The organism is Kocuria sp. LUK (assembly GCF_021012935.1).
Lineage (GTDB): Bacteria > Actinomycetota > Actinomycetes > Actinomycetales > Micrococcaceae > Kocuria > Kocuria flava.
In genome coordinates this window covers 1-23,789 of sequence record NZ_JAJMZI010000004.1, presented here as the reverse complement: position 1 = coordinate 23,789, position 23,789 = coordinate 1, and the positions used below count along the sequence as shown (strand labels likewise).

General features: G+C 76.9%; 23 protein-coding genes and 1 riboswitch. Of the genes, 8 read left to right on the top strand and 15 right to left on the bottom strand.

Annotation, left to right across the window (positions count from 1 at the left end; translation table 11 throughout):
• Positions 1–115 precede the first annotated feature (115 nt).
• On the top strand, positions 116–2,596 hold the full coding sequence (locus LQU92_RS08015; protein WP_230779727.1) for a PEP/pyruvate-binding domain-containing protein: 2,481 nt from the start codon (positions 116–118) through the stop codon (positions 2,594–2,596).
• Positions 2,597–2,637: 41 nt separating this feature from the next.
• On the opposite strand, the gene LQU92_RS15295 is transcribed toward LQU92_RS08015, so the two are convergent.
• Positions 2,638–3,747: a helix-turn-helix domain-containing protein gene (locus LQU92_RS15295; protein WP_230779725.1), complete on the bottom strand. Its 1,110-nt coding sequence runs from the start codon at positions 3,745–3,747 to the stop codon at positions 2,638–2,640.
• A gap of 159 nt (positions 3,748–3,906) precedes the next feature.
• Between LQU92_RS15295 and LQU92_RS08005 the strand changes: the two genes are divergently transcribed.
• On the top strand, positions 3,907–4,437 hold the full coding sequence (locus LQU92_RS08005) for a GNAT family N-acetyltransferase (protein WP_230779723.1): 531 nt from the start codon (positions 3,907–3,909) through the stop codon (positions 4,435–4,437).
• Positions 4,438–4,460: 23 nt separating this feature from the next.
• Here the strand turns inward: LQU92_RS08005 and LQU92_RS08000 are convergent, their stop codons facing one another.
• The 5 genes from LQU92_RS08000 to LQU92_RS07980 form a co-directional block, all read right to left on the bottom strand.
• The gene (locus LQU92_RS08000) at positions 4,461–5,321 is read right to left on the bottom strand and encodes an ABC transporter permease (protein WP_230779720.1); all 861 of its coding nucleotides are present in this window, start codon (positions 5,319–5,321) and stop codon (positions 4,461–4,463) included.
• Complete coding sequence (locus LQU92_RS07995; protein ID WP_230779717.1) at positions 5,318–6,508, bottom strand: ABC transporter substrate-binding protein; 1,191 nt, start codon at positions 6,506–6,508, stop codon at positions 5,318–5,320. Before LQU92_RS07995 ends, LQU92_RS08000 begins: the two co-directional genes overlap by 4 nt.
• On the bottom strand, positions 6,505–7,257 hold the full coding sequence (locus tag LQU92_RS07990) for an ABC transporter ATP-binding protein (protein ID WP_230779713.1): 753 nt from the start codon (positions 7,255–7,257) through the stop codon (positions 6,505–6,507). The genes LQU92_RS07995 and LQU92_RS07990 overlap by 4 nt, the downstream gene beginning before the upstream one ends.
• A complete protein-coding gene (locus tag LQU92_RS07985) occupies positions 7,233–8,306 on the bottom strand; it encodes an acyl-CoA dehydrogenase family protein (protein WP_230779710.1) in 1,074 nt (357 codons plus the stop codon). The genes LQU92_RS07990 and LQU92_RS07985 overlap by 25 nt, the downstream gene beginning before the upstream one ends.
• A 95-nt stretch (positions 8,307–8,401) precedes the next feature.
• Entirely contained in the window at positions 8,402–8,935 is a 534-nt protein-coding gene (locus LQU92_RS07980) for a DUF4242 domain-containing protein (protein WP_230779707.1), read from the bottom strand.
• Positions 8,936–9,378: 443 nt separating this feature from the next.
• Here LQU92_RS07980 and LQU92_RS07975 point away from each other — a divergent pair, with 443 nt between their 5' ends.
• On the top strand, positions 9,379–10,290 hold the full coding sequence (locus LQU92_RS07975; protein WP_230779704.1) for a VOC family protein: 912 nt from the start codon (positions 9,379–9,381) through the stop codon (positions 10,288–10,290).
• Positions 10,291–10,410: 120 nt separating this feature from the next.
• Here LQU92_RS07975 and LQU92_RS07970 read toward each other — a convergent pair whose 3' ends face one another.
• Genes LQU92_RS07970 through LQU92_RS07960 form a run of 3 tightly spaced genes read right to left on the bottom strand, consistent with a single transcriptional unit; the run spans position 10,411 to position 14,020 of the window.
• Positions 10,411–11,367: an enoyl-CoA hydratase/isomerase family protein gene (locus LQU92_RS07970; protein ID WP_230779702.1), complete on the bottom strand. Its 957-nt coding sequence runs from the start codon at positions 11,365–11,367 to the stop codon at positions 10,411–10,413.
• Entirely contained in the window at positions 11,364–12,584 is a 1,221-nt protein-coding gene (locus LQU92_RS07965) for a CaiB/BaiF CoA-transferase family protein (protein ID WP_230779699.1), read from the bottom strand. Before LQU92_RS07965 ends, LQU92_RS07970 begins: the two co-directional genes overlap by 4 nt.
• A gap of 53 nt (positions 12,585–12,637) precedes the next feature.
• Positions 12,638–14,020, bottom strand: coding sequence for an SLC13 family permease (locus tag LQU92_RS07960; RefSeq protein WP_230779696.1), 1,383 nt, complete (start codon positions 14,018–14,020; stop codon positions 12,638–12,640).
• A gap of 201 nt (positions 14,021–14,221) precedes the next feature.
• Between LQU92_RS07960 and LQU92_RS07955 the strand changes: the two genes are divergently transcribed.
• A complete protein-coding gene (locus LQU92_RS07955; protein WP_230779693.1) occupies positions 14,222–14,920 on the top strand; it encodes a FadR/GntR family transcriptional regulator in 699 nt (232 codons plus the stop codon).
• A gap of 111 nt (positions 14,921–15,031) precedes the next feature.
• Here LQU92_RS07955 and LQU92_RS07950 read toward each other — a convergent pair whose 3' ends face one another.
• From LQU92_RS07950 to thiO, 5 genes are all read right to left on the bottom strand, one after another.
• Positions 15,032–15,409, bottom strand: coding sequence for a TIR domain-containing protein (locus LQU92_RS07950; RefSeq protein WP_230779690.1), 378 nt, complete (start codon positions 15,407–15,409; stop codon positions 15,032–15,034).
• A 284-nt stretch (positions 15,410–15,693) separates the two neighbouring features.
• A complete protein-coding gene (gene moeB, locus LQU92_RS07945) occupies positions 15,694–16,881 on the bottom strand; it encodes a molybdopterin-synthase adenylyltransferase MoeB (protein WP_230779688.1) in 1,188 nt (395 codons plus the stop codon).
• Positions 16,878–17,675 (bottom strand): thiazole synthase, encoded by a 798-nt coding sequence (locus tag LQU92_RS07940; protein ID WP_230780366.1) that lies wholly within the window; start codon positions 17,673–17,675, stop codon positions 16,878–16,880. The genes moeB and LQU92_RS07940 overlap by 4 nt, the downstream gene beginning before the upstream one ends.
• Before the next feature lie 64 nt (positions 17,676–17,739).
• Positions 17,740–17,979, bottom strand: a complete 240-nt coding sequence (thiS, locus tag LQU92_RS07935) for a sulfur carrier protein ThiS (protein WP_058857432.1) — start codon at positions 17,977–17,979, stop codon at positions 17,740–17,742.
• Positions 17,976–19,250 (bottom strand): glycine oxidase ThiO, encoded by a 1,275-nt coding sequence (thiO, locus tag LQU92_RS07930; protein ID WP_230779686.1) that lies wholly within the window; start codon positions 19,248–19,250, stop codon positions 17,976–17,978. Before thiO ends, thiS begins: the two co-directional genes overlap by 4 nt.
• A riboswitch (TPP riboswitch) is annotated at positions 19,244–19,346 on the bottom strand. (Overlaps the previous gene by 7 nt.)
• A gap of 95 nt (positions 19,347–19,441) precedes the next feature.
• Between thiO and thiE the strand changes: the two genes are divergently transcribed.
• Positions 19,442–20,107 (top strand): thiamine phosphate synthase, encoded by a 666-nt coding sequence (thiE, locus tag LQU92_RS07925; protein WP_230780363.1) that lies wholly within the window; start codon positions 19,442–19,444, stop codon positions 20,105–20,107.
• Between the two features lie 185 nt (positions 20,108–20,292).
• On the opposite strand, the gene LQU92_RS07920 is transcribed toward thiE, so the two are convergent.
• A complete protein-coding gene (locus tag LQU92_RS07920; RefSeq protein ID WP_230779684.1) occupies positions 20,293–21,114 on the bottom strand; it encodes a gamma-glutamyl-gamma-aminobutyrate hydrolase family protein in 822 nt (273 codons plus the stop codon).
• Positions 21,115–21,573: 459 nt separating this feature from the next.
• Here LQU92_RS07920 and LQU92_RS07915 point away from each other — a divergent pair, with 459 nt between their 5' ends.
• The 3 genes from LQU92_RS07915 to LQU92_RS07905 all read left to right on the top strand — a co-directional run bounded on the left by LQU92_RS07915 (position 21,574) and on the right by LQU92_RS07905 (position 23,568).
• Positions 21,574–22,350, top strand: a complete 777-nt coding sequence (locus tag LQU92_RS07915; protein WP_230779682.1) for a hypothetical protein — start codon at positions 21,574–21,576, stop codon at positions 22,348–22,350.
• Between the two features lie 61 nt (positions 22,351–22,411).
• Complete coding sequence (locus tag LQU92_RS07910; RefSeq protein WP_101851414.1) at positions 22,412–22,795, top strand: PadR family transcriptional regulator; 384 nt, start codon at positions 22,412–22,414, stop codon at positions 22,793–22,795.
• On the top strand, positions 22,792–23,568 hold the full coding sequence (locus LQU92_RS07905) for a hypothetical protein (RefSeq protein WP_230779680.1): 777 nt from the start codon (positions 22,792–22,794) through the stop codon (positions 23,566–23,568). The genes LQU92_RS07910 and LQU92_RS07905 overlap by 4 nt, the downstream gene beginning before the upstream one ends.
• Positions 23,569–23,789 lie beyond the last annotated feature (221 nt).

Here is a 23,789-nt window from a genome sequence, read left to right as displayed (position 1 = left end):
GCCGGCACGGGGTTGACCCGCCGGTGACCGGGGCCGATCATCGGGTCTCAACGGGGCGCCGGACGCCCCGCGGCGCCGCCCGGTGCCGTTCCCCGGGCCGGCAGGGAGGCCTCCCGTGGACACCATCGACCTCGCGGACATCGCCCCCGGGACGACCCCGCTCGTGGGGGGCAAGGCCGCCGGCCTCGGCGCCCTCCTGCGCGCGGGCGAGCGCGTGCCGGAGGGCTTCTGCCTGACCACCGAGGCCTACCGCTCGGGCAGGGTGCCCGAGCGGGCGCTCCTGGCGGCCTACGAGCGCCTCGGCGGCGGCCCGGTCGCCGTCCGCTCCAGCGCCACGGCCGAGGACCTGCCCGGCGCCAGCTTCGCCGGCCAGCAGGACACCGTCCTCGGCGTGGTGGGCGGGGACGCGCTGCTCGCGGCGGTCCGGCGGTGCTGGGCGTCCCTGTCCGGCGAGCGGGCCGTGGCCTACCGGGCCGCGCAGGGCCTGGCGGACGAGGACCCGGCGATGGCCGTCGTCGTGCAGCGCATGGTCGAGCCGGTGGCCGCGGGGGTGATGTTCACGGCGAACCCGCTGACCGGCAACCGCACGCAGACCGTGGTCGACGCGGTCCCGGGGCTGGGCACCGGCGTCGTGGACGGCGCCGCGGAGACCGACCACTACGTGCTGCCGTGGGAGGGCCCGGACCCCGGGCAGCCGGGGCACGGGTGCCTGTCCGCGGACCGGCTGCGGGAGCTCCAGCAGGCGGGGCGGCGGGTGCAGCAGGCCCTCGGCGGCCCGCAGGACGTCGAGTTCGCCTGGGACGCGGAGGGCACGCTGTGGCTGCTGCAGTCCCGGCCCGTCACCACCCTCTTCCCGCTCCCGCCGGGGACCGACCCGGTGCACGGCGAGCCGCGCCTCTACCTGGAGGTCGGCCACATGCAGGGCCTGCGGCGCCCGGTCACCCCCATGGGCGTGTCCGTGCTGCGGGAGACGACCCGCCGCTGGCTGGGGGTCGTCGGCGTCGACGCCACGGCGGCCGGCCCCTTCCTCGTCGAGATCGGGGGCCGGCTGTTCACGGACCTCACCGGTTTCGTCCGCAGCCCGCGGCTGCGCTCCCGCGTCCCGGAGGCGGTGCGGGTCTACGGCCCGGCGGTGGCCCGGGGCGTGCGGCGCGTCCTGGACGACCCCCGCTTCGCGCCCCGTCCCGCGCCGCCCGGCGGGCGCGCGCTCTCCCCCGCCGCGACGGCGCGGCTGCTCCTGGCCGTGCTGCCCGCCTCGCTGCTCGGCGCGCTGCGGGCCCTGGCCCGGCCCGCAGCGGCCCGCGAGCGGGCGTTCCGCGAGCTCGAGCGGGTCCGCCGGCAGCCCCGGAGCGAGCCGGGGGACCCGGCGGAGCGGATCCGCCGCGCCGCCGGGCTGCAGGACGCGACGCTGACCGGGCCGATGATGCGCTCCCTGCCGCCGCTGTGGGCGGCGCTCCTCGCCCAGGGGGCGGCCGGCGGGCTGCTGCGCGGGATCCTGCGCCCGGGTGAGCTGAACGCGACCCTGCGGGGCATGCCCCACAACGTCACCACGCGGATGGACCTCGAGCTGTGGGACGTCGCCGTGGCCGCCCGGCCCCACCGCGAGCTGCTGCTGGGCACCGGTCCGGACGAGCTCGCCGCACGGTTCGCCCGCGGCGAGCTGCCCGAGTTCGGGCTGACGGCCTTCCTGGCGCGGTACGGGATCCGCGGCAGCGCCGAGATCGACGTGGGCTCCCCCCGGTGGGCCGACGACCCCACCCCGGTGTTCGCCGCGCTGGCCGGGTACCTGCGCGTGGGCGACCCGGAGCAGGCCCCGCCGGTCCGCTTCGCCCGCGCCGAGGCCGAGGCCGAGGCCGCCCTGGCGGGCCTCGTGGAGCGCGCGGCGCGCACCCGGCCGCTGCGGGCCCGGCTCGCCGGCGCCCTGCTGCGCCGCGGCCGGGAGCTGGCCGGGCTGCGCGAGCTGCCCAAGTTCCTCTGGCTGAGCCCGCTGGCGGAGGTGCGCCGCCAGCTGCTCGCCGCGGGGACCGCGCTGGCCGGGCGCGGCCTGCTGGAACGCCCGGAGGACATCATGTTCCTCACCCTGGACGAGGCCCTCGGGGCCGCCCGGGGCGCGGACCTGCGCGCGGCGGTGGCCGGCCGGCGCCGGGAGCACGACCGCGAGGCCCGGCGGCGGCAGGTCCCCGGGCTGCTGCTGTCCGACGGCACGGACCCGATGGCCCTGCCCGACGACGGCGCCCCGGGGCACGGCCCGGACGTGCTGGTCGGGCAGCCCGCCGCCACCGGGGTCGCGACCGGTCCGGTGCGGATCGTCCACCACCCCTCCGAGGCGCGGCTGGAGCCCGGCGACATCCTCGTCGCCCCGACCACCGACCCGGGCTGGACCCCGTTGTTCCTGACCCTCGGCGGGCTCGTCACGGAGACCGGCTCCCCGATCGCCCACGGCCCGACCGTGGCCCGCGAGTACGGCATCCCGGCCGTCATCTGCGTGCCCGGGGCCACCACCCGCCTGACCGAGGGCCAGGTGGTGACCGTCGACGGCGCCGCGGGGCTGGTCCGGCTCCACGGCGCGGAGGTCCCCGCCGGCCGGGACCCGTGACGCCCGCGCCCCGGGCGCCCCCGCCGGCGGCCGGGGCCGGCTCAGTCGCGCAGGGTCTCGGCGGGAGCGACCCCGTAGCGCTGCCGGTAGGCGGCGGCGAAGCGGCCGGTGTGCCCGAACCCCCAGCGGGCGGCGATGCCGGTGACGGTCTGCCCGTCCGCGGGATCGGCGGCGCGCAGGTCGGCGTGGGCGGCCTCCAGCCGCAGGGCCCGCAGGTGCGCCAGGGGCGTGGTGCCGAGCTCGCGGCGGAAGGCCACCTGCAGCCCGCGCGGGCTCAGCCGTGCCGCCTCGGCGATCTCGGGCAGCCCGATCGGCTCGGCCAGGTGGGCCTCCATGAAGGCCACGGCCCGGCGCACCCCGGCCGGTGCGGGGCGGGACGCGGTGGCCGGGGCCGGCTCGTCCTCGAGGAACGTGGAGGGGAAGGCGTGCAGCAGCGTCGTGGCCAGCGACCGGAAGGCCTGGTCGCGCAGCAGGGGGGCGGCCATCGCCTCGTCGTGCTCGAGCTGGACCTGGCGGAAGTGGGCGACGGCGGCGTTCCAGTAGCGGGCCATCCCGGCGCTGACCGGGGCGGAGCCGGTGAACCGCAGCCGGAAGCGCTCGGTGCCCCGCAGGCCGGCGGCCAGGGCCTGCAGGCGCTCGAGGTCCAGGGTCACGGTGCGCAGGTCCAGGTCGTCCCAGCGGCACGTGTAGGGGCGCACGGGCAGCAGGAAGGGCGCGGGCGTGGGCCGGGTGGGGGTCCCGTCGGTGAAGACGAGCCGCCCGCCCAGCAGCTGGGCCACACGCACCGTGCCGGTGGCGTCGATGCGGGCGGTGGCCATGACCCCGCCCAGCCGGGCGCGCTCGAGGCTGACGTCCGCCGCGGAGCGGACCTCCTGCTGGAGACGGAACGGCACGTCCTCGGAGACCTGCATCTGGCCGGCCGTGTAGACCCGCTCGAGCACGGCCAGTCCCTCGGCCGGGTCCTCCGTGCGCACGCGCAGCCGCTCCACCGGGGGCCGCGCGCCGGCGGAGCCCTGCGGGCCGCGCGCGGCGGCGCCCTGCGGGCCGGTGGTGCCCCCGGCGCAGGCGGTGGCCCGGGCCGCGGCGCGCGCATGGGCGCGGTCTCCGGGGTGCGGCGGGTGCGGGACGGACGGCGGCGGGGTGACGGTCACGGGAGTCCTCCGGGCATGACAGAAGCAGGGGCCGCCTGCTTGACCGATGACCAGCACTCTAGGCCCGGTCGGGCCGGGCAACGAAACGCGGCGCCTCCGCGGTGCGCCCCGGGGGTGCGCTTCCCGGCCGAGTGTGCGTAATGTGGCTTCACAGACTGGATGAAGGTCAGGACCGTGGTGCCGGCAGCGGCGCCGGCCGAGGACGAGGAGGGCGTCGTGGCGATCGAGGTGCCGATGGACCGGCCGGAGACCGGCGCGCTCGTCCTGCGCCCGGCCCGGCTGTCCGACATGTTCCTGCTGATGGACCTCGCCGACCAGGTCGGCTACCGGATCGACCCGGAGTGGATCCGCGCCCGGCTCGACGCCGACGCCGCGTGGGAGGCCCACGCGGTGGCCACGGTGGCCGACGTCCCGGTCGCCGCCGCGCACCTGTACCTGCTGCCGCCGGACCACCCGCGCAAGCCGGCGTGGGCGCGGCTGACCGCGCTCGTGGTGGACGAGGACCACCGCGGCGCCGGCTGCGGGAGCGCCCTGCTGGGGCACTGCGAGCAGCTGGCCCTCGACCGCGGGGCCACCGTGCTGGAGATCGCCGTCCCGCCCCTGCGCCACCCGATGGACGCGTTCTGGCGCGACCACGGCTTCGGCGTCCTCCCGCCCGCGCAGCACGCCAAGCAGCTGCACCCCGCCTGAGCGGGGCACCGGGCGGGCCGGGCTCAGGCGCGCGGGGTGCGCTCCCGCAGCAGCCACTGGGCGAGCGCGTCCAGGGCGATGCCCAGCAGGCCGATGACGAGGATGACCACGAGCATCTCGTCGTAGGCCAGCCGGTCGCGGGCGTTGAGGATCTCGTAGCCCAGGCCGCTGCTGACCCCGAGCATCTCGGCCGGGACGATGACCACCCACGCGATGCCCAGCGCCAGGCGCACCCCCGTCATGACGAACGGGCGCACGCCGGGCAGCACCACCGTGCGCAGCTGCTCCCACGGGGTGGCCCCCAGCGTCCGGGCGACCCGCAGGTGCAGCGGGTCCATGGCCCGCACCCCGGCGGCGGTGTTCATGGCGATCGGCCACACCGCGGCGGCGGCCACGAGGAAGACCACCGGGGCGTTGCCCACCCCGAACAGGGCCACGGCCACCGGCGCCCAGGACAGGGGCGAGACCATGCGCAGGAACTGCACCACCGGCGCGGAGGTCCAGCGGAAGCGGCGGTAGGCGCCCAGCAGCAGCCCCAGCGGCACCCCGAGCGCGGTGGCCAGCCCGAGCCCGCACAGCAGGCGCCAGAGGCTGGTCGCCCCGTCCTGGAGCACCACGCCGCGCTCGAGCAGGGACGCGGCCGCGCCGGGGATCCGCTCGGGCTGGAACGCGGCGATCATCGTGGAGGCCCCCGCGGCGGCGTGGGTGAACGCCCACCACACGGCCACGGTCACGGCCAGCCCGAACAGCCCCCAGACGAGGCCGGCGCCGCGGGCGCCGGCGCGGCGGGGGCGCGGCGGGGCCGCCCCGGGCCGGGTGCGGCCGGGGGCGGCCGGGCGGGAGGCGTCGAGGTCGGCGGGCCCGGCGGGTCGCGGTGTGCTCATGGGCGGATCTCCTCGGTGCGGGTCGTGCCGGTCAGCCCGAACACGCCCAGGCCGCCGGCGCGGGCGATGCTGCGGGTGACGAGCGTGTCGTCGACGAGCTCCCGGTGGGCCCGGGCCGGGTCGAGCCCGGCGAGGAACCCGGCCGGGGCGTCGACGACCGTCTCCTGCATGGAGCGCACGAGCTCCTCGGTGAAGCTCGCGTACGGGAAGGGGCGGAAGTCCAGGCGCTCCCCGTGCCAGGCGGGGTGCTCCAGCGCACCGGCGTGGGCGGCGGCGTCGTAGGTGAGCGCCTGCAGGATCACGGGCTTGGGCTGGGGCAGGTAGTCCCGGGCCAGGGCCGCGGCGGTCTCGGGGCGGTTGCCCCGCGCCCAGGCCTGGGCGCGCACGAGGGCGTCCATGAACCCGCCGGCGGCCCCGGGGCGGTCGCGGATCAGCTCCCCGCGCAGCATGGTCACGCAGCAGGCGTGGTCGCGCCACACGTCGCCGAGGAAGCGGTGGATGTGCCCCACCTCCCGCGCCTCGGCGGCGGCGTTGAACGGGTCGGCGACCACGTAGCCGCCGATCACCCCGTTGTTGAGCGCCGGGAGCATGTCGGCCGGGGCCATGGGCAGCAGCGCCACGGTGCGGTCCCGGGCCGAGGGGGCCTCGCGCATCACGGGGGTGAGCCCGGCCGCGCGCAGCATCTTCTGCACGACCACGTTGTGGATCGACCACCAGGCGGGGATCGCCACGGACTCCCCCGCGAGCTCGCCCAGCTCGGCCACGTCCGGGCGCACGGTCAGGGACGAGCCGTTGGTGTGGTTCCACGCGGTGATCCGCACGTCGGCGCCGAGGCCGTAGCGCATGTACAGGGCCATGGGCATGAGCATGTGGATGGCGTCGACCTTGCCGGCCACGAACGCCTCGGACAGCGAGGCCCAGCTGCGGAACAGGACGGGCTCGGCGACCGGCACGGCGGCGTCGTCGTAGTAGCCGTTGGCGTGGGCCACGAGCAGCGGGGCGGCGTCGGTGATGGGCAGGTAGCCGATCCGCACGGGGCGGTCCCCGCCGGAGCGGTCCTCGCGGGCCGTGGCGGCGTAGAGGCTGCCCGCGCCCCAGCCCAGCCCGGTCAGCGCGGCGGCGCCGACGCCGGCGCGCAGCACGGTGCGCCGGTCGGGCAGCCGGTCGGCGCGGCCGGGGGCGCTCATATCTCCCAGGCCCCGCCGGCGGCGTCGGTGCCGCGGTAGTGGGCGAGGATCTGCTCGGCGGTCGCGCCGTCGCGGGCGGGGACCCACTGGCGGGTGAACCCGGCGGGCCCGCCGAAGAAGCCGATCCGGTCGCCGAGGACCAGGGCCTCCTCGACGTCGTGGGTGACGAGGAAGACCGTCAGGGACAGCTCCCGGACGAGCCCGCGCAGCCACTGCTGCAGGTCCTGGCGGGTCGCGGGGTCCAGGGCGCTGAACGGCTCGTCGAGCAGCAGCACGTCCGGGCGCACGGCGAGCGCCCGCCCCACGGACACGCGCTGGGCCTGCCCGCCGGAGAGCTCCTGGACGGGGGTGCGCGCGAGCTCGGCCAGCCCGAGGATCCCGAGCAGCTCGTCCACGTGCGCCTCGTCGAAGCGGTCCCGGTTGCGCCGGTAGCGGCCGCCGAGGGCGATGTTGGCGCGCACCGAGAGCCAGGGGAACAGGCCGGGGTCCTGGAAGACCACGGCCAGGCGCTCGTCGGGGTCGCCGAACTCGACCGTGCCGCGGTCGAGGGGCTCGAGCCCGGCGATGGCCCGCAGCAGCGTGGACTTGCCGGAGCCGCTGGGCCCGAGCACGGCGAGGGTCTCCCCCGGGTGGAGGGTCAGGTCCACGCCGTCGAGGGCCGGGGCGGCGGCGCCGGGGTAGGTCTTGTGCACCCCGCGCACGCGCAGCGCGGGGCGGTCGGGGCTCAGCCGAGCCGGCGCAGTTCCCACCGCAGGTGTCCTTCCGTGGGCGACTGGACGGGCAGGAACGCGGCCTCGCGGGCGCGCCGGGCGGTGGGCGAGGTCATCGCGTAGCCGCGCCCGCCGACGACCTTGCCCTCGAGGCGGGTGGCGCGCCCGGTCAGCAGGGCGGCCTCGAGGCGCAGGCCCAGCAGGTCCCGGGGGTCCTGCTCCCGGGGCCGGCCGGCCATGCGCACGAGGTCGGCGCGCAGCCGGCGGTGCTCCGCGACGGCGTCGTCGAGCTCGTCGCGGAAGACCTCGGCCACGCCCTGCAGCGCGGCGGCGGCGGCCTCGAGGGCGGCGGCCGAGAGGCCGAGGCAGAAGGCGCTCTGCAGGAGCAGGAAGGGCCCGCGCACCGCGGCGAGGAACGCGGGGACGTCCTCGGTGAGCACGTCCGCTGCGGGGTCCACGGGCACGCTCTCGAGCACGAGCACGCCCGAGGCGGTGGCGTCGAGGGCCATGAGGCCTTCGAGCGGGCGCACCCGCACGCCGGGGGCGGAGGTGCGCGTGCGCACGATCACGTGCCGGCCGTCCTCGCGCACGGCGGGCAGGACGACGACGGCGTCCGGGTAGAGGTTGGACGCCCACGGGACGGTGCCCTCGAGCACGTGGGCCCCGTCGCGGCGGCCCAGCGTCACGGGGATCTCCCCGATCCCAGCGGCGTGCTTGAAGGCCGGGGCCATCGCGGAGCACCCGGGCAGCTCGCCGGTGCGCACGGCCTGCGGGACCGGGGTGCCCGTGGCGTGCAGGTACTCGAGGGCGACCCGGTGGGCCCACAGGGAGAAGGCGGTCGCGGTGCACTCGAGGGCGAGGTCGTGCACGACCGCGGCCTGGGTCAGGAGGGAGCCCTCGAGGCCGAGGTCGAGCAGGCCGGCGGCGCCCAGCTCGCGCAGAGTCTCGAAGGGGGAGGTCCCGGCGGTGTCGACCGCCCGCGCCCGGGCGGCGGCGAGCTCGCGCACGAGCCCGTGCTGCGGGTAGCCGGTCAGCGGCGCGGTGATCTCCTCCGGGGCGGGCGCGGCCGCGGGGGCGGGCTGGGACATGGTGCTCCGTTCGGGGCGGGAGGGCGTGCGGGAACGACGACGGCGGCCCTCCGGACGCGGTGGGCCGCCGTCGGCGGGCAGGTGCTGCCGGGGAGTCAGACGGAGAGCTTGAACATCCGGTCGAACGGGGTGCCGACGGCGGCGCGGGCGCGCTCGACGGCGTCCTCGTCGGGGGCGTTGTAGAAGCACAGGCACTTGGCGGTGTCCTCGCGCACGTAGGTGCGCAGGAAGGAGACCTCGGGGACCTCGGCGTACTTCGGGGAGTTGGCCTTCTTGCGGGCCAGGTACTGCTCCATGGTGATCTCGGCGGGGATGTCCCACTCGACGAGGAAGTCGGTCTGGCCCTTCAGCTGCTTGAGGTCCTCGAGCTCGGCGCCGACGAGGCGGACCTCGTCCGGGCCGGTGACCTCGGTGACGGACCCGCCCAGGGCCTCGCGGACCGTCTCGGCGAGCCCCTCGGGGCTGCCGGCCTCGACGATCACGAACACGCGGCCGAGGTCGGCGGTGACCTGGGACTCGATGAGCTCGGCGCCGGTCCCGGCCACGGCGGTGGACACGGCGTCCAGCAGCGGGCGGACGGCATCTTTCTCGGCGGCGGCGGGGGCGAGCTCGATGAGGTACAGCGACATGGGGGCTTCCTTCCGGGTGGCGGGCTTCCGGGCGGCGGGGCCCTCTGGGATCGGCCCCGACCGGCCCGGACGGGCTCTGACTCCCAGGCTAGGGAGGAAAGCCGCCCCGGCCACGGGTTTCGTCACGCTTCGTCACACAGCGGGCGCGCCCGGCCCGTCCCTTGACGGACGGGCATCGCGCAGTGCCGGGAGGTCCGTCGTGCCGCCGGCGGACGGGTCACCGGCGGGCGGGTCGCCGGCGGGCGGGTCGCCGGCGGGCGGGTCGCCGGCGGGCGGGTCGCCGGCGGGCGGGTCGCCGGCGGGCGGGTCGCCGGCGGGCGGGTCGCCGCTCACCGACGCTTAATGCTTGCTTGGGAAAGTATTTTTCGGCTATCCTCAGGGACACATCAACAAGCGGCGCGGCCCCGTCGTCGCCCCCGGACCAACCAGGACGGACGCCTCCCATGCCGATCTTCCCCCAGCACCCCAGCCCCGAGTCCCTGCGGGCCCGCCCCGCGGAGGACCTCCTCTCCCCCGCCACCCGGATGGGCGCGGTGGAACTGCTGGTCGCCGACCTGGACGCGACGCTCGACTACTACACCCGCGGCGTGACCCTCGAGGTGCTCGAGCACGCCGGGGACACCGCCGTCCTCGGCCGCGACGGGCGCACGATCGTGCGGCTGCGCCAGGTCACGGAGCTGCCCCCGGCCCGGCGCGGGCAGGCCGGGCTGTTCCACACCGCGGTGCTGTTCGAGGACGAGGCGGCCCTCGCCGCCGCCGTCGCCTCGGTCGCCACGGCCTTCCCCGGCTCCTTCACCGGCAGCGCCGACCACCTCTACAGCCAGGCCTTCTACTTCGACGACCCGGAGGGCAACGGCGTGGAGCTCTACGCCGACCGCCCTCGCGAGACCTGGCGGCGCGAGGCCAGCGGGCTGCTGACCCTGGCCACCAACCCGCTGGACCCCAACGCCTTCCTCGGCGAGCACCTGCCCGGGGCGGCCCCGGCGACCCGCACCGCACCGCCGGCCACCCTGGGCCACGTGCACCTGCAGGTCGGGGACATCGCCCTGGGCCGGCAGTTCTACGTCGACGTGCTCGGCTTCGAGGTCATGAGCGACATCGGCTCGGCCCTGTTCGTCGCCGCCGGCGGCTACCACCACCACCTCGCGCTCAACACCTGGAACAGCGCCGGGGCCGGGCCCCGCGCCGCCTCCCTGGGCCTGGGCCGGGTGAACATCGACCTGCCGGGCGCCGAGGACGTCGCCGCCCTGCAGGAGCGGCTGGCCCACCACGGGGTGGCGACCCGCCACGACGGCGCGGTGCTGCGCTTCGAGGACCCGTGGCGGACGCTGGTGGAGGTGGCCGCGGCGGCCTGACCCGCCCCGCACCTCACCCCCCTCTCCTCCCTCCCCCACCGCGAGGGGCGGCGTTCGGCGGCTTCCGGGAGCGGAAACCGGCCGAACGCCGCCCCTCGGGGTGGGGGCCGGCGCTCCGCCTCACTCGTGCCGGGACGCCTGGGCGCGCAGCACCGCGGCGACCTGCCGCTGCCACCGGGCCCGCAGCTCGGCGGCCCGGCCGCCCCCGGTCCGGGACCGCCCCGGCCCGTGGACGGCCCAGAAGCCCTCGCCGGTCCACGTGAAGCGGGGCCGGCGCTTGGCGAGGAAGGCCTGCTGACCGATCCGGGCGTCGGGCCCGTCGCGGACCTCGCGGAACAGCGCCTCGGAGACCGGGTCCCGGCCGAAGGCGTCGGCCTCGTCGTCCGCGTCCTCGGCGAGGGCGAGCCGGACGAGGTGCTTGTGGGCCTGCACGCTCAGCTGGGAGCGCTGGGCCAGCCCGGTGACGACCTCCTCCAGCGCGGCCTCGAACTGCTCGTCGGCCACGACGCGGGTGAGCATCCCCCACGCCTCGGCCCGGTCGGCGGGCACGGTGTCCCCGGTCAGCAGCAGGGCGGAGGCCACGGCGGGGCCGACCAGGCGCACGAGGCTGCGCACCCCGGAGGCAGGGAAGACGATGCCGATGCGGGCGGGGGTGAGCCCGATGCGCAGCGACGCGGCGGCGATGCGCAGGTCGCAGGCCCCGGCGAGCATCCACGCCCCGCCCATGCAGAACCCCTCCAGCGCGGCCACGGTCGGCTTGTGCACCTGCGCGAGGGCCGCCTCGGCCTCGGTGAGCAGCCCGCCGCGGGGCAGGCCCGAGCCGGCTTCGCCCAGGCAGTCGAAGACCTCGCCGATGTCGGCCCCGGCGGAGAACACCCCGCCGGCCCCGCGCAGGCCGATGACCTTCACGGCCGGGTCTGCGTCGAGCTCGTGGAGCAGGCCGGGCAGGGCCGCCCACATGGCCGGGGACAGGGCGTTGCGCCGTTCGGGTCGGTCCAGGACGATCCACGCGGTGGGGCCGTCGTGGCGGACCGTCAGGGTGCCGGGGGCCACCTCGGGCAGGGACTGGGCGGTCACCGGATGGCCTCCGTCGCCGGGGCGGCGGCGCCGAGCCAGCGGCGCACGGTGTCGCCGTGCTCGTTCAGCACGGGCGGGGCGGTGTGCTCGCGGCGGGTCGTCTCGGCCGCGTCGCCCGGGGCGAAGAACCGCACGGGCGAGCCGGGCAGCTCGACCCTGCCGAGCACGGCGTGGTCCACGCCCACGAGCAGCCCCTGGGAGCGGACCTGCTCCCAGGCGTAGACCTCGTCGAGGGTCCGCACCTTCCCGGCGGGGATGCCGAGCTCCGCGAGCCGCGCGAGCAGCTCCCCGGGTCCGTGGGCGGCGAAGGCCTCCTCGACCGCGGCGATCACCGCGGCGCGGTGCCGGACCCGGTCGGCGTTGGTCGCGAACTCCGGGCGCTGCGCGTCGATCCCGAAGGCGGTGGCGAAGGTGCGCCACAGCTTCTCGCTGCCCACGCTGATCTGCACCCTGCCGCCGCGGCAGGCGAACAGGCCGTAGGGGGCGATCGAGGGGTGGTGGTTGCCCTGCGCCGCGGGCACCTCGCCGGCGACCGTGGCCCGGGTGCCCTGGAAGGCGTGCACACCGACCACGGAGGAGAGCAGGGAGGTGCGCACGACCTTCCCCTCCCCGGTGCGGGTGCGCTCGTGGAGGGCGGCGAGCACCCCGTAGGCGCCGTTCATCCCGGCCAGCAGGTCGGCGATGGGCACCCCGACCCGCTGCGGGTCCTCGGGGCCGGAGCCGGTGAGCGACATCAGCCCGGCCTCGCCCTGGACGATCTGGTCGTAGCCGCTGCGGGCGGCCTCCGGGCCGTCGTGGCCGAAGCCGGTGATCGACAGGACGACCAGCCGCGGGTTGAGCCGGTGCAGGGTCTCGACGGAGAAGCCCAGGCGGTCGAGGACGCCGGGGCGGAAGTTCTCCACGAGGACGTCGGCGCGCTCGATGAGGCTGCGCAGGGTCCAGGCGCCGTCCTCGGACTTCAGGTCGAGGACGATCGACTCCTTGTTGCGGTTGCAGGACAGGAAGTAGGTGGCCTGCGGGTCGTCCTCGGGCCCGACGAACGGGGGACCCCAGCCGCGGGTGTCGTCGCCCGTCCCCGGGGTCTCGATCTTCAGGACGCGGGCCCCGAGGTCGCCGAGCATCATGGCGGCGTGCGGGCCGGCCAGTGCCCGGGAGAGGTCGACGACGGTCGTGCCGGTGAGGGGTCCCTGGTAGGTGGTGGTCGCGGTGGAGGTCATGGTGCGGTCTCGGCTTTCGTCGGAGGACGGTGGAAGCGGGGGGCGGCGGGCGGTCACAGCCAGCCGGGGGCGACCATCACGCCCCAGGCCAGCAGCGGCCCGACCACCACGACGCCGGTCGCGTAGACGAGGATCTTCCTGTAGAAGACGTCGCGGTCGACGTCGGCCGGGGCGTTGGCCAGGACCAGGGCACCGTTGGTGGAGAACGGGGAGACGTCGACGATCGTGGAGGCCACCGCCAGCGCGCAGATCAGGCCGGTGGCCCCGACGTCCCCGGCCAGCAGGAACGGGACGGCCAGCGGGATGAGGGCGGCGAGGATCGCGGTGGAGGAGGCGAAGGCGGAGACGACGGCGCCGATGTAGCAGATCAGCAGGGCCGCCAACAGGGGCATGCCCATTCCCGCCACGCCGTCGGAGACGTACTCGATGGTGCCGGCCTCCTGGAGGACGCCGACGAAGGTGAGCATTCCGCCGAGCAGCAGGACGGTGGACCAGTCGATCTTGTTGACCGCGCCCTTCTGGGCCTTCGGGGAGAGCAGGGCGAGGACCACGGCCACGGTGATGGCGACGAATCCGACGTCGACGCCGAAGCCCAGGGCGACCACGGCCAGCACGGCCAGGCCCAGGATCGTGGCGATCTGGGGGAACTGGACCGGGCCGGTCCCGGCCGGGGCGGGCGGGGCGGAGGAGCCGGCGGGGTCGCGGGGGCCGTACATGCCGGAGCCGAAGCCCTTGAAGTCGACGTCCTTGCCCCCGGCGTGGGCCACGGCGACCTTGCTGCGGGACATCCGCGCCTCGGCGGCGCGCTCGACGAAGTCCTCGGCGCGGGAGGAGGCGAGGCCCTTGCCGCCGAGTGCCACGAAGAGCACGACGGCGATGAGCAGGTTGAAGACCAGGCTGGAGAGGAACACGGCGGTGGGGCTCACGTCCAGGCCGGCCTCGGCGACGATGCCGTTGACGGTCACGCCGTAGACGGCGATGGGCGAGAACCCGCCGCCCTGAGCGCCGTGGATGACCATCATGCCCATCATCAGCGCATTGATCCGGTACTTGGCGGCGAAGCTCAGTGCGATGGGCGCGATGATCGCCACCGCGGCGGGGGACAGCGCGCCCACGGCGGTGATGACCGCGGTGATGAAGAACATGATCCACGGGATGAGGGCCACCCGGCTGCCCACGAGCCTGACGGCACCCTGGACCAGCAGGTCCACCGTGCCGTTCTTCTGCGCGATGGCGAACAGGTAGGTGACGCCCACGATGGTGAGGAACAGCCCACCCGGGAACGCCTCGAGGATCTGGTCGGTGTCCATGCCGAGGACGAACACGCCGAGCACGAACGCGCCGACGAAGGCGAGGGCGCCCATGTTGACCGGCAGGACGGTGGCGACGACGAACATCGCCGCCAGGACGACGATGGAGAGCACTTCAGGGCCCATGGGGGTTCCTTCGGACGGAGGGATGTCCCGGGCCGAGCGGCTCAGGACGGTGAGTGGCGTGGGTCACACGCCGAATTTTGGACTAGCCAATAGGACACTGGGACACCTTGTCAATAGGAGAGCTAGGATGGGCCGGAAGGGGGCGGCCGGCCTCCTCGGCGGAGGGCCGGACCCTCCGCCCCGGGAGGCGAAGGAGGACCGATGGCCGTGGCGGGCAGGCTCGACCGGATGGAACGGCCGCGGCTGTACGAGCAGGTCGTCGAGCGGCTGCTCGACCACGTGATCGACCAGCAGCTCGAGCCCGGGGACCGCATGCCCCCCGAGCGCGACCTCGCCGAGAGCCTGGGGGTCTCCCGGGCGACCGTGGCCCAGGCGCTCGTGGCCCTCGAGGTGCTCGGGGTCATCGACGTGCAGCACGGCAGCGGGGCGGTGCTGCGCTACCGCCCGTCCAACGCCGCGGTGCTGCGCGGACTGCGGGAGCACACGAACCGCCTGCCGGACATCGTGGACGCGCGCAGCGCCGTCGAGACGAAGATCGCCGCCCTGGCCGCCGCGCGCCGCACCGAGGAGGACCTCGAGCGCATCGAAGCGGCGCTGCACCTCATGGCCGAGGACATCGACGCGGGCGGCCGCGGCCTGAAGGGGGACGAGCAGTTCCACGCGGCGGTGACCGCCGCCGCGCACTCCTCGGTGCTGGCGCGGATGATGACGCAGATCTCCGACCTGGTGCGGGAGACCCGCCTCGAGTCGCTGAGCCAGGAGGGCCGCCCGGAGCGCTCCCTGGAGTCGCACCGGGCCATCGTCGAGGCCGTGCGCGAGCGCGATCCCGCCCGGGCCGCCCGGGCCATGGAGGAGCACATCGAGCTCGTCTCCGACGTGGCGGTGCTGCGCCCCGAGTAGCACCGCCCGGCACGGCTCCGCCGGACCGCGAGGGGCGGCGTTCGGCGGCTTCCGGGAGCGGAAACCGGCCGAACGCCGCCCCTCGGGGTGGGGAGCCGGGGCGGGTGCGGCTCAGATGGCCTCGAGGAACTCCCCGATGTTCTCCCACGTCCAGCCCTTGCAGCGGGCCGAGCCCATCACGGTGGGCTTCACACGGTGCTGGGTCTCCATCCACAGCCCCAGCAGGGGCTTCCTCTCGGCGACGGCGCAGCGGATCGGCCACAGCGCCTCGTCCGAGGTCTCGGTGTAGCCGCCGATCAGGGCGATCACGCCGTCGGACTGCCGCACGCGGTCGCGGACCTCGCGCTGCCAGTCCTCGTCCGGTGCGTCCTCCTCCGGCGGGCCGAGAAAGCGGGCCGTGGCCCCCGCACGGGACCACTGCGTGGTGAACAGTCCCCGGTACAGCTCGTCCTCCGCGGCGCACGCCAGGTACACGGTCTTGGGCTCCATTGCCGCCGACCCTCCTTGCATGGTCAAGCATCTACAGTGACGCGCCTCACGGTATCCGGCGCACGCCCCTGTCCGGCAGTCGGCTACGCTCCGTGACCTCCCGGGCCGCGCGCAGCGGCTCCACGTTGCGCCCGGTGACATGGAGCCACTCCCCGCCCACCCCACCGCGCTCCGCCCGCACGCCGGCCGCGAGGAGCGGCGTTCGGCGGCTTCCGGGAGGGGAGAACCGCCGAACGCCGCCCCTCGCGAGCAGGAGAGGAGTCGCGAGGGAGGGAACCGGGACGTCACCCGCGCGGGAGCTCCTGTCCGGTGTGCTCGAGCCAGGCGAGCACCCCGCCCTCGAGGTGGCGCACGGTCTCCTCCCGGCCCGCGAAGGCGGGGCGCAGCGCCGCGAGCGCCCGGGCCGATCGGGTCCCGGCCTGGCAGTGGAGCACGAGGTCGGTCCCGCGCGCCGCGGGCGGGAGGGCAGCGGGGCCGTGGTCGAGCAGCTCGGCCAGGGGGACGTGCACGGCACCGGGGACGGCGGCCAGCTCGCGCTCCCACCCCTCGCGCACGTCGACGAGCGCGAAGGCGGTCCGGCCCTGCTCCCGGCGCGCCAGCAGCCCGGCCAGCTCGGCGGCGGAGAGGCTCTCGGCGGTGGCCGGCCCGGCATCGGCCGCGGGCACGCCGCAGGAGGCCTCGGCGGCGGCGACCGCCGTGACGGGGGCGGCGGCGGGGTCGGCCGCGAGGCGCAGCTCGCGCCAGGTCATGGCCAGGGCGTCGTGCAGCAGCACCCGCCCGAGCAGGGGCTCCCCGGCGCCGGTGACGAGCTTGACCGCCTCGGTGGCCATGACCGCGCCGATCGTGCCCGGCAGGGCGCCGATCACCCCGCCCTCGGCGCAGCTGGGCACCTCCCCGGGGGCCGGGGGCTCGGGGTAGAGGTCGCGGTAGGTGGGCCCGCGCCCGGCCCAGAAGACGCTGACCTGCCCCTCGAAGCGCAGGATCGAGCCCCACACGCACGGGATCCCGGCCAGTGCGGCGGCGTCGCTGACCACGTAGCGGGTCGCGAAGTTGTCGGCGCCGTCGACCACGAGGTCGTAGCCGGAGAACAGCGCGACCGCGTTGTCCGCGTCCAGCCGCACGGGGTGGGTGCGCACGTGCACGCCCGGGTCGAGCCGGGCGACGGCCTCGGCGGCGGAGTCGGCCTTGGGCCGGCCGACGTCCGCCGTGCCGTGGAGCACCTGGCGCTGGAGGTTGCTGAGCGCCACGACGTCGTCGTCGACGATCCCGAGCACCCCCGTCCCGGCGGCGGCGAGGTACTGCAGGACCGGGGCGCCCAGTCCCCCGGCGCCGACCACGAGCACGCGGGCGCGGCGCAGCCGCCGCTGCCCGAGGGGCCCGACCTGGGGCAGGGCGAGGTGGCGGGCGTAGCGCTCGAGCTCGGCGCGGGTCAGCTCGGGGCCCGGGTCCACGAGCGGGGGCAGCGGGCTCACCGGGGCTCCCCCACCGGGGACCGGTCCCCGGCCGGGACCCCCGCGGGATCGGCCGGACCGGGGTCGAACGGATCCGCGCCGATCCGCCCGGCCTGCGGGGAGGAGGCGACGGCGGCGTGGCGGCGGGCGGGGATCCGCCCGGCGGCCGCCGCGAGCCGGCCCGCGGTCACGGCGTGGCGCATCGCCGTGGCCATGGCCACCGGGTCCTGGGCCCGGGTGACGGCGCTGGCCAGCAGCACGGCGTCGCAGCCGAGCTCCATCGCCAGGGCGGCCTCGGAGGCGGTGCCGATCCCGGCGTCGAGGACCACGGGCACGGACGCGCGGGCGGCGATGAGCTCGATGTTGTGCGGGTTGAGGATGCCCAGGCCGGTGCCGATGGGGGCGCCCAGGGGCATCACGGCGGCCGCGCCCACGTCCTCGAGCCGGCGGGCGAGCGCCGGGTCGTCGGAGGTGTAGGCGAGGACCCGGAAGCCGCGCGCCACGAGCTGCTCGGTGGCGTCCAGCAGCTCGACGACGTCGGGCAGCAGCGTCTGCTCGTCGGCGATCACCTCGAGCTTGACCCAGTCCGTCCCGAGGGCCTCGCGGCCGAGCTCGGCGGTGAGCACGGCGTCGCGGGCGGTGGCGCAGCCGGCGGTGTTGGGCAGGATCCGGATGCCGAGGCGCTCGAGCAGCCCGAACAGCGAGTCGCCGCGGCCGGGGGCGTAGCGGCGCAGGGCCACGGTGGTCAGCTCGGTGCCGGAGGCCACGAGGGCCTGCTCGAGGGTGTGCAGGGAGCTCAGCCCGCCGGTGCCCATGATCAGCCGGGAGGACAGGCGCACGCCGTCGAGGACGAGCGGGTCGGAGGCGGGGTGCACGGGCTCAGCCTCCCTGCACGGCGGTGACGATCTCGACGGACCGGCCCTCGCCCACCGTGGTGGTCGCCCACCGGCTGCGGGGCACGACCGCGGCGTCGAGGGCCACGGCGACCCCGAGGCGCCCGCCGTCCAGCGGGGCGCCGTCGGGCCCGAGGGGGCGGCCGACGGCCTCGGCGACGAGGTCGGCGACGGTCGGCTCGCCCTCGGTCTCGTGCGGGCGGCCGTTGAGGCGGAGGACGGTCATCGGGGGCTCCTGGGAGTCGGGGACGGGGTGGCGAAGCGCTGCGGGTCGGTGGTGGCCAGCAGCTGCGCGTCGGCGGCGGGGTCGGGGCCGGGCTCGCCGGCGAGCAGCTGGGCGGCGAGGCGGGCGGCCAGCGGGGCGAGCAGCACGCCGTGGCGGAAGTAGCCGGTGGAGAGCACGAGCCCGGGCACGGGGGTCCCGTCCGGGTCGCGGACCGGACCGAGGCAGGGGACGTCGTCGGGGGTCCCGGGGCGGGCGCGGGCGAGGACCTCGGTGAGCTCGAGGTCGGCAGTGCCGGGCACCAGCGCCTGGGCGTCGCGCAGCAGCCGGAACACCCCGCCGGCGCTGGCCCCGGCGAGGTCGTCCTCGCGGGAGGTCGCCCCGATCACGAGCGTGCGGTCGGCCCGGGGCACGAGGTAGACGGGCACCCCGTGGACGAGCCCGCGCACGGTGCGCCCGAGCAGCTCGGGGGCCCCGTCGGGCAGGCGGGCGCGCAGGATGTCCCCGTGCACCGGGCGCAGGGGCGGGCGGGCCCCGGCGGGCAGCCCGTCGATCGCGGCGAGGGCGGCGCCCGGGGCCAGGAGCGTCCCGCCGGCGGAGACCATCCCGCCCCGGGACAGGCGCACGCCGGTCACGGCGCCGGAGGGCCCGCGGCGCAGGGCCGTGACCCGGTCGTGGACGATGCGGACGGGCCCGGCCGGGGCGCCCTCGGGCGGGTCCTGGGCGGTGAGGGCGGCGAGCAGGGCCGCGACGAGCCGGCGCGGGTCGACCTGGTGGTCCCCGGGGATCCGGAAGGCGCCGGCGAGCCGGGGGCTCAGCGCGGGCTCGAGGGCGCGGGCCGCGCGCACCGGCAGGGCCTCCACCTCCATGCCGTGGCGCAGCTGCAGCTCCCGCAGGTCGGCCAGGGCCTGCCGGTCGGCGGGATCGGCGGCGCAGACGAGGGTCTCGGTGGCGCGGTGGCCCACGGACGCGCCCGCGGCGGCCTCGAGCCCGGCCACGAACCCCGGGTACGCGGCGGCCGAGGCGCGCATGAGGGGGACGAGCGCGTCCTGCTGGTGCCGGACCTCGCTGACGGGGGCGAGCATCCCGGCGGCGGCGCGGCTGGCGCCCGCCCCGGGGTCGGGGTCGACGACGACGACGGAGCACCCCCGGCGCCGCAGCTCCCAGGCGGTGGCCAGGCCGATGACGCCGGCGCCGACCACGGCGACGTCCGCGCGCAGGTGCTCGGCCCCGGCCGGGTGCGGGAAGGTGGTCGGAGGGTGCACGGTGTCCACCGGCTGTCCTTTCCTACGGCGGCATGACCCGCATCAGGTGTGGCGGTCGGCGCTCAAGCCCTCTCAGCCCCGTCCGGGGCTCCCGCAGAACGCGCTGGAACTCGTCCTCACGGACTACTGTTCAGCGTGTGACCCAGCATACCGAGACCCCCCGATCCGTCACGACCCCCGGTGCGCCCGGCGGCGCGCCGGTGAGCGCGCTGCGCCGCGAGCGGACCGCCCGGCTGGCCGCGGCCCGCCTGTACGTGTGCACCGGCGCGCGCACGGAGCGGGGCGACCTCGAGGAGTTCCTGCACGCGGTCTGCGCCGGCGGGGCGGACGTCGTGCAGCTGCGCGACAAGTCCCTCGAGGTGGACGCCGAGCTCGAGGCCCTGGCGGTGCTGGCGCGGGTCGCGGCCGAGCACGGGACGCTGGTCGCCGTCAACGACCGCGCCGACGTCGCCGCGCTCGTGGGCGCCGACGTCTTCCACGGCGGCCAGCACGACCTCTCCCCCACACAGGCCCGCGCGCTGCTCGGCCCGGACGTGCTGATCGGGCGCTCGACCCACAGCACCGCCCAGGCCCGCGCCGCGCTCGAGGACCCCGAGGTCGACTACTTCTGCACCGGCCCGCTGTGGGAGACCCCCACCAAGCCCGGGCGGGCGGCCACCGGCCTCGGGCTCGTCGAGGAGACCGCCGCGCTGACCGCCGGCCGGACGGGGACCGTGCCGTGGTTCGCGATCGGCGGCATCGACGCCGATCGCCTGCCGGCGGTGCTGGCGGCCGGGGCGCGGCGCGCCGTCGTCGTGCGGGCCGTCACGGAGGCCGCCGACCCGGAGGCGGCCGCCCGCCGGCTGCGGGAGCTGCTGCCGGCCTGACCCCGGCACGCACCCCGGGACGCACCCCGGGACGCACCGCGAAGACGCACTGCGAGGGGCGGCGTCCGGCGGCTCTGCGGGAAGCAGAACCGCCGGACGCCGCCCCTCGCGGGCTGGGTGTCCCTCGGGGGCTGGGTGTCCCTCGCGGGTTGGGTGATCCTCGTGCGGGAGCGGTGCCCGCCGGATCACGCGGCCAGCAGCTGCTCCCCCGCGGCCGGGCGGCGGCCGGCCGCCAGCTGCGCCCCGAAGGCGCCGAACAGCGCCCGCCGGTGCGCGCACGGACCGTGGGCGTCCTCGGGATGCCACTGCAGCCCGAGGACCCAGGTGCGGTGGCGGTGCTCGACGGCCTCGACGGTGCCGTCCCCGGCCACGGCGGCGACCTGCAGCGCGGGGCCCACGACGGCGAGGCCCTGGTGGTGGTCGGAGCGGACGGTGGCCCGCCCGGCACCGAGGAGACCGGCCAGGCGGCTGCCGGGCGCGAGCACGACCTCCTCCTCCCGGGCCTCGGCCCGCTCGGGGTGCCCCTGGTGCCCGGGGCCGAGGCCGGGGACGAGGGTCCCGCCGCACGCGATGTTCAGCAGCTGGGCGCCGCGGCCGACGGCGAGCAGCGGGGCGTCGCGGTCGAGGCACGCGGTGAGCAGCTCCAGGGTGTAGCGGTCGGCGCGCGGGTCGACGCCGTACTGGCCGGGCACGGGCCCCTCGGCCCCGTGGAGGGCGGGGTCGACGTCGCCGCCGCCCAGCACCAGCAGCCCGTCGGCGGCCGCGGCGACGGCCGGGTCGGGCAGCGCGGCGGCGCTGGAGTCGACGAGGATCGGCCGGGCGCCCGCGTCGACGAGGGCCTGCAGCGCGGTGCGCGTGTAGCGGCGCACCAGGTCGCGGTGCCGGGGCGTGAGCCCCGGGAAGTTCAGCGAGACCACGACGGCCACGGTGGGGGCCCCGGCGCGCAGGGCCCACAGGCCCACGGGCGTCACCTCGTGCTCGTGAAGACGGACGGCTGGTCGGTTCATGGGTCATCTCCTCCCCGGTGAAGGGGTGTTCGTCTCGGGCGGCCCGCCGGGCGGGCCCGCGCCCCGCTCCGCCGGGCGGGCGGGGCGGGACGCTGTGCGGGATCGGCGGCCGGCGAGGCGCGCCGGCGGTGCCGCACAGCTCCGGCCGGTCGTGGTGGAGCCGGCCGGAGCTGCGGTGGGGATCCCAGGTCGAGGGGTGCCGTCCGGATCTCGATCCCCCGGGAACTGCCGTTCCCGTTCGTGGTGCACCTCACTGTGCCCCAGTGCCGGCCCTGCGCATCCCCGTCCAGGAGCAGAACATCGCCGGTTCTTCACCCTCCGCGAAGAACCCGCCGTTGCACACGGTCCACCGCCCCGGCGGGCCGGGCGAGGGACCCGGGACCACGGATCGTCCCCCGGCGCCGCGCCGCTCCCCGCCGGGACCCAGCCTGGCCTGCTAGAACGGGAGCTCCGGACCGCATGCCGAGGAGGTGCGCCATCGCCACCACGACCGGGGACCGGCGCCGCTCCGGGCGCCCGCTCGCGGGACTGCTGCTGCTCGCGGCGCTCGCGGGAGCGCTCGCCCTCCTCGGCCCCGGCCTGCTCGAGGCCCTGCGCACGGGCGCGGGGCCGGGCTGGGGCAGCGAGTGCACGGTCGAGACCGCCGAGGGGCGGATCGGGCTCGACCGGGAGCAGGCGCAGCGGGCCACCACCGCGGTCGCGCTCGCGGCCCGCGGGCAGGCTCCCCCGGACACCTCCGATCTCGACGACGCCGTGCTGCAGCGGCTGGCCGAGGGCCCGCCCGGGGACGCCGGCCCGAGCCTGAGCTGCCGGGCGACGGCCGCCGAGGACCTGCCGGCGCAGGAGCTGACCCCCTCCGGCCTGACCCCGCGCGCCCAGCGGCTGCTCGAGGCGATGACCGGGGTCTTCGGGGAGCAGAGCCTCGGCGGCTTCGCCCCCGGTGGCGTGGGCACCGGGCACGGGGCGGAGTCGACGCACTACGACGGCCGCGCCGTCGACGTCTTCTTCCGCCCGGTGACCGAGGAGAACCGGCGGCAGGGGTGGGTCCTGGCGCACTGGCTCGTCGCCCACGCCGAGGAGCTGGAGGTGCAGTACGTGATCTTCGACGACCGGGTCTGGAGCGTGCACGGCCTGCGCGGGCAGTGGCAGGACTACGACGCCCCCGACCCGGACAACGAGATCCTGCGCCACCTCGACCACGTGCACGTGGACGTGCTGCGCGGGGGAACCCGCTGAGCGCCGGCCGGAGGGAGCACAGACAGTAGACAGCCTGACTAGATAGCGGCACTATGTAGGCATGAGCACCGTCACCCAGCACAGCGAGTGGCTGCGCGGCGTCCTGGGCCTGTGCGTCCTGCGCACGCTCGCCGGAGGGCCCAGCTACGGCTACGCGATCGCGACCGCCCTGGCCGAGGCCGGTCTGGGCGAGGTCAAGGGCGGGACGCTCTACCCGCTGCTGGCCCGGCTGGAGAAGAACGCCCTGGTCACCGTCGAGTGGCGGGCCGGCGAGGGCGGGCCGGGCCGGAAGTACTTCGCCCTCACGGAGGCCGGCCGCGCCGAGCTCGAACAGGGCACCGCCCGGTGGCGGACGTTCGCGGCCACGGTCACCGGCCACCTCTCCCCCGCCGACGGCGCCCCGCCGCCCCCGCGCACCCCCCACACCCCGAGGAGCACACCGTGAACGCCGACGCCCGCACCCGTCCCCTCTCCGCCGAGGTCTGGCAGCGCCCGTTCGTGCGGGCCCACCACGCGTGGTGCGAGGACTTCGTGCTCGAGCTGCGCCTGCGCGACGTCCCGGGCCCGGTGATCGGGGACCGCCTCGGCGAGGTCGAGAGCCACTGCACGGCTGCCGGTGAGACCCCGGAGGAGGCCTTCGGGGACCCCGCCGCCTACGCCGCCGGCATCGCCGAGGAGTCCCCGACGCGGCCGGCGTCCGGGTTCCGGCGGATCACGGCCCTGTCCGCAGCCCAGGTCGCGGCCCTGCTGGTGGGCACCGCCGCGGCGGGACCCTGGGCCCGCGGCGAGGACCTGGCCTACAACGCGGTGCAGGCGGGCCTGCTCGGGGTCTTCGTGCTGCTCCTGCTGGCCCTGCCCCGGGTCCTGGGCCCGCTCGTGCGCCGGCCCTGGACGGTCGGGCTCCCGTTCGTCGTCGTCGTCCAGCTCACGGGGCTGGGCGCGGCGCTCGCCGGGCGCCTCGACCTGCCGGCGGTGGTTTCCCTGCCCGCCGCACCGGTCGCGGTGGGGCTGTTCCCGGTGGTCCTGGTCCTGGCGTGGGCCGTGCATCGGGAGCTGGTGCGCGGCCCCGGTGACGACGCGGTCCTCTCGCCGCTGCCCCCGCAGCCGGGCACCGCGCCCCGCGGCGCGGGCGGGCGCCGGTGGATCGCCGCCCTGACCGCGGCGATGCTGCCCGCGGCCTACCTCGTCCTCGCGGCCTTCGGCCGGTTCACCGCCTGAGGACAGGCTCCGGGCCCGAAGCGATCGGGCCTCACACGGGCCGGGGGTCCTCCTCTCCCGGCAATGCCGAGGGGCGGCGTTCGGTGGTTCTCCCGCGTGGGGAGCCACCGGACGCCGCCCCTCGGCCTGCGTGTGCGCGCTGGGCGTGCGCGGGGTGGGCTCAGGCGATGACCTCGGAGCGGTCCCCGGACCACAGGGTGTGGTAGGCCCCGGCACTCTCA